This window comes from Cupriavidus sp. 05T42, assembly GCF_056396345.1.
The window spans coordinates 1-936 of sequence record NZ_JBFTLH010000059.1 but is presented as its reverse complement, the minus strand read 5'-3'; the positions used below and the strand labels follow the sequence as shown (position 1 = coordinate 936).

The following is a 936-nucleotide window of genomic DNA, read 5'->3' as shown; positions in this document are numbered from 1 at the left end:
CTGCTTGGTCACCCGGCGTATCCCCTGAAAGGSGACGAGGCGCGCAAGTAACCACAGTTCCACGAGGAGAGTCATGCCTTACACAGTAGCGCGCCCACGGGCGTGGATAGCCGGCCTGCTAGCAGCATTGCCACTGGCAATGTCCGGTTGCGGCGAGGAGCCAATCTCCGTGTCAATGGTTGGCTACAACCACACCGATGTGGGCATCTACGCGTTTGAGGTCAACGGTCATGGCGGCCCGAATATCTGGCCGCACGAGGGCGGTGGCAATCGCACGTGTTGTGTCATGGTGCCCTTGGTCCACGAGCCTGGTATGACGGTAAAGGTCAGATGGGTCAATCGCATTGACGATGTGCCACAGGTGCGATTCGTCTCCGTGCCTCCCTATCGGCCAGACGAATTGGGAAGGTTTGCCGTGCATTTTCTGCGCGACGGCAATGTCAAGGTGTTCGTGACGATGATGAATCTTCACCATCCCGACTATCCCTTGAAGGGCGATGAAGCTCGGCTGTAACGACATCGATTGGAGAAAGAACCATGCCTTACAGCGCTGCACCACCAGCTTCAGGCGGCACGAATCGATTCAAAGCAACGCGCCCACGGGCGTGGGCAGGCAGTCTGCTRGCMGCAYTGTCRCTRGCSATGTCCGGTTGCGGCGACAAGCCCATCGCGGTGTCAATGGTTGGCTACAACCACACGGACGTGGGCATCTACGCGTTTGAGGTCAACGGTCATGGCGGACCGAATATCGGGGCGCACAAGGGCGGTGGCAGTTTTACGTGCTGCGTCACGGTGCCACGGGTCTACAAGCCTGGCATGACGGCGAAGGTCAGGTGGCTCCATCGCATCGACGATGTTCCGCAGGAGCGGATTGTCCCTGTGCCCCCCTACCGCCCTGAAGACGTGGGGAGACGTGGGGCTTCTGACTCTCCATTT

At 59.5% G+C, this 936-nt stretch carries 2 protein-coding genes; both read left to right on the top strand.

What is annotated here, in order from left to right; all coding sequences use genetic code 11:
- Positions 1-73: 73 nt before the first annotated feature.
- On the top strand, positions 74-514 hold the full coding sequence (locus AC1EJR_RS27305; protein WP_477113932.1) for a DUF3304 domain-containing protein: 441 nt from the start codon (positions 74-76) through the stop codon (positions 512-514).
- A gap of 23 nt (positions 515-537) precedes the next feature.
- Positions 538-936 (top strand): DUF3304 domain-containing protein (locus AC1EJR_RS27300; protein WP_477147858.1); only part of this gene is annotated, 399 nt, incomplete at its 3' end.